2 protein-coding genes are annotated in these 2826 nt (G+C 55.0%); both read right to left on the reverse strand.

Annotation, left to right across the window (positions count from 1 at the left end; genetic code table 11):
* Positions 1-629: 629 nt before the first annotated feature.
* Complete coding sequence (locus tag BW989_RS12185; protein ID WP_076588696.1) at positions 630-1106, reverse strand: cupin domain-containing protein; 477 nt, start codon at positions 1104-1106, stop codon at positions 630-632.
* Positions 1107-1228: 122 nt separating this feature from the next.
* A complete protein-coding gene (locus BW989_RS12190; protein WP_076588698.1) occupies positions 1229-1474 on the reverse strand; it encodes a hypothetical protein in 246 nt (81 codons plus the stop codon).
* Between the last annotated feature and the right edge of the window lie 1352 nt (positions 1475-2826).

The raw sequence follows: 2826 nt of genomic DNA on the forward strand, positions 1-2826 counted from the left end.
TGCTCAAGTGCTCGCGAAGCAGGGCTTGGACGGCAGGATGCTCAAGATTTCCGCTTTGAACTACCACGATCTTTCCTCTGGCGCCTAACGCCTGAATTAAGCCGCGCCGCGAAGCGGCGTCGGCTTGAATGAACTGTTAGGTTGCGCCCACGCGATATGGGTGTGACGGGTTGTCCGCGATGAACCTTGCGACCTCGCGGCTGTTGACCGGGAGAGAGGGCGTTGCCCTGCGCGTAGTTGACGGAAAACGAAAACCCGCCTGGTACAGAAGCTCCACCGCCTTCCAACCGTCGAGATTCCGCCGCAGCGGAGCTCTGAAACCGCGGCCCATCTCCGAGAGTGGCTTGCGACACGTGGGACAGGGCGACGGTGATCCATCTGTGCGGAGTACTCGCTTAAAGCTCAGGCGGCATTGAAAACAGGCGTGCGCCATGAGGTACTGCGGGCCGCGCGGGAAGGCTACGGGACCTGCAGGGTCATGAAGCGAGCGAGACCCGATCTTACGCCGGACCTCCATCCTTCTCGCCTTTTCAGTGCGTGACGTCATATCTGCGCAACCTAACGCCTGAATTAAGCCGCGCCGCGAAGCGGCGTCGGCTTGAATGAATTGTTAGCGCCCAAAGGTGGGATTAGTACGGTGTGCCGTCCTTGTGCGTGAATGTCCACGTTCCATCTATCAGTGCGGCTGCAATGTCATCATCCGGATAAGTAACCTGGTCTCCTGCCGATCGATCGCCTACCTCTAGGTAAACAAGCGCGTCACTCGAGTCATTGCGGATTTGATGAGCGTTTCCTGTTCCAGCTTTGAAGCCAGCGCACATCCCGGTTCTAAGCATAGAGGTTCCGCTATCTGAAATTAGCGTTGCTACGCCAGAAATTACGTAGACAAACTCATCCTGTTTAGAGTGTGCATGACGCAAAGCCGAGACGCCGCCCGGTTCAATTGTGGTCAAGTTGACCCCGAAATTTGTAAGAGAAAACAAATCACCCAACGGCCGCTTTGAACGTCCTTTCATCTGTGATGCGAACGGCTCTGGATAAGCAGATGGTTTTGTTCTTAAGGGTGCATCTGCAGCGAAGATTGATTCGAGTTCTTGAGTTGCCATAAGAAGTGATCTTGGGCGCTAACGCCTGAGTTAAGCCGACCTGCGTAGCGGAGCCGGCGACATGGCAAGCTTAACCTGCCGTGGCGGCGGTGGAGCGAAGCGGGTTCGGCTTGAACGAATTGTTAGGCCGCTGGCTTATGCTTTGCCATGTGATACGCGTAACCTGCGGCGCCGACCGCCATTACAAGATAGAGCAATGCCATTAGGCTGAAACCAATCGGGTGGCTGGCGAATGCAATTGCATCTTGGCCGCGAGATGGTCCATTAATGACTCCAGTAGCCAGGCCGCCAATTAAGTTGCCGGCTGATATTCCTGCGAAGACAGTCAGTGCCAAGATGATCAACAGCTTTTGCAGGGCAACCTTCATACTTAATCCTGCGGCCTAACGCCTGAGTTAAGCCGACCTGCGTAGCGGACCGGCGGTGTGGTACACGTTACCGCATGAGCCGGACCGCGAAGCAGGTTCGGCTTGAACGAATTGTTAGGTTGCCAGTCACGGGAGCAACTTGAACTCATTGCTCAAGGTCAGCTCTGGCGCGTACTGAGGTGATCGGACGTCGGGCCCTTGGTGTATGCCGCCGACTCTTGCCGTATAAACCGTGTCAGTCTCTAAGTCAGGCAATGTGACAATAAAGCTCAGAGTCGAGCCGCGGGGAATGATGATGCTTTGAGAAAGGCAGGCATTAGATGCGCCTCCCCATGCAGGAACTGTCGAGTTATTGGTTAAGACAGAAACAACAATGTGCTCATTGCAGTTGACTATGTAGAGTGATGAATCCTTGGTCGAGATCGAAATTTTGAGTTTCTTGCCGGGAACTGGTTCTGCCAAGACCAATGAACTAGTCGAGTAGACAGGACGGCTTTGTTCTGCGACCACTGGCTCAGGCTTAGGCGCTCGATCTGTGCAGGAGATCAAGAAAGCACCCAAGAAACAGACCAATAAATGCTTCATGGCAACCTAACGCCTGAGTTAAGCCGGGCCGCTTTGCGGCCGAGCGATGTGCTAAACGCTAGCACATAAGTCGAGGCCGCGAAGCGGGCTCGGCTTGAACGAACTGTTAGGACGGTGATCAGTTGGCTTACGGTGCTTTGATTCTAGATCTTTTGCGCCGCGGCGGATCAAAGAGTTCTAAAGCATCAGATCGCAATGGCCAGGTTTGGCGTCCGGAACCGCGAGCGAGTAGGCGGGCGCGAACATTGTCGAGTGCGAAGATTTCTCAGCTCTTGGCGGTGCGCTTGTTGCTTTGCTGTTTGCTCTTCAACTGCAAACCTTGGCCTTTCAACACCGGCCTAACGCCTGAGTTAAGCCGGGCCGCTTTGCGGCCGAGCGATGTGCTAAACGCTAGCACATAAGTCGAGGCCGCGAAGCGGGCTCGGCTTGAACGAATTGTTAGGACGGTGATCCATTGGCTTTACGGCGCTTCGCTTATTGATCTTTCGCGCCGCGGCGGATCAAAGAATTCTCAAGCATCAGATCGCAATGGCCAGGTTTGGCGTCCGGAACCGCGAGCGAGTAGGTGAGCGCGAACATTGTCGAGTGCGAAGATTTCTCAGTTCTTGCGCGGTTCGCCTATTGCTCTGCTGTTTGCTCTTCAACTGCAAACCTTGGCCTTTCAACACCGGCCTAACGCCTGAGTTAAGCCGACTTGCGTAGCGGCATCGGCGATGTGGTAAACGCTACCACATGAGCCGGGCCGCGAAGCAAGTTCGGCTTGAACG

The sequence above is a fragment of the Solilutibacter tolerans genome, assembly GCF_900155935.1.
In the GTDB taxonomy this organism is placed as follows: Bacteria; Pseudomonadota; Gammaproteobacteria; order Xanthomonadales; family Xanthomonadaceae; genus Solilutibacter; species Solilutibacter tolerans.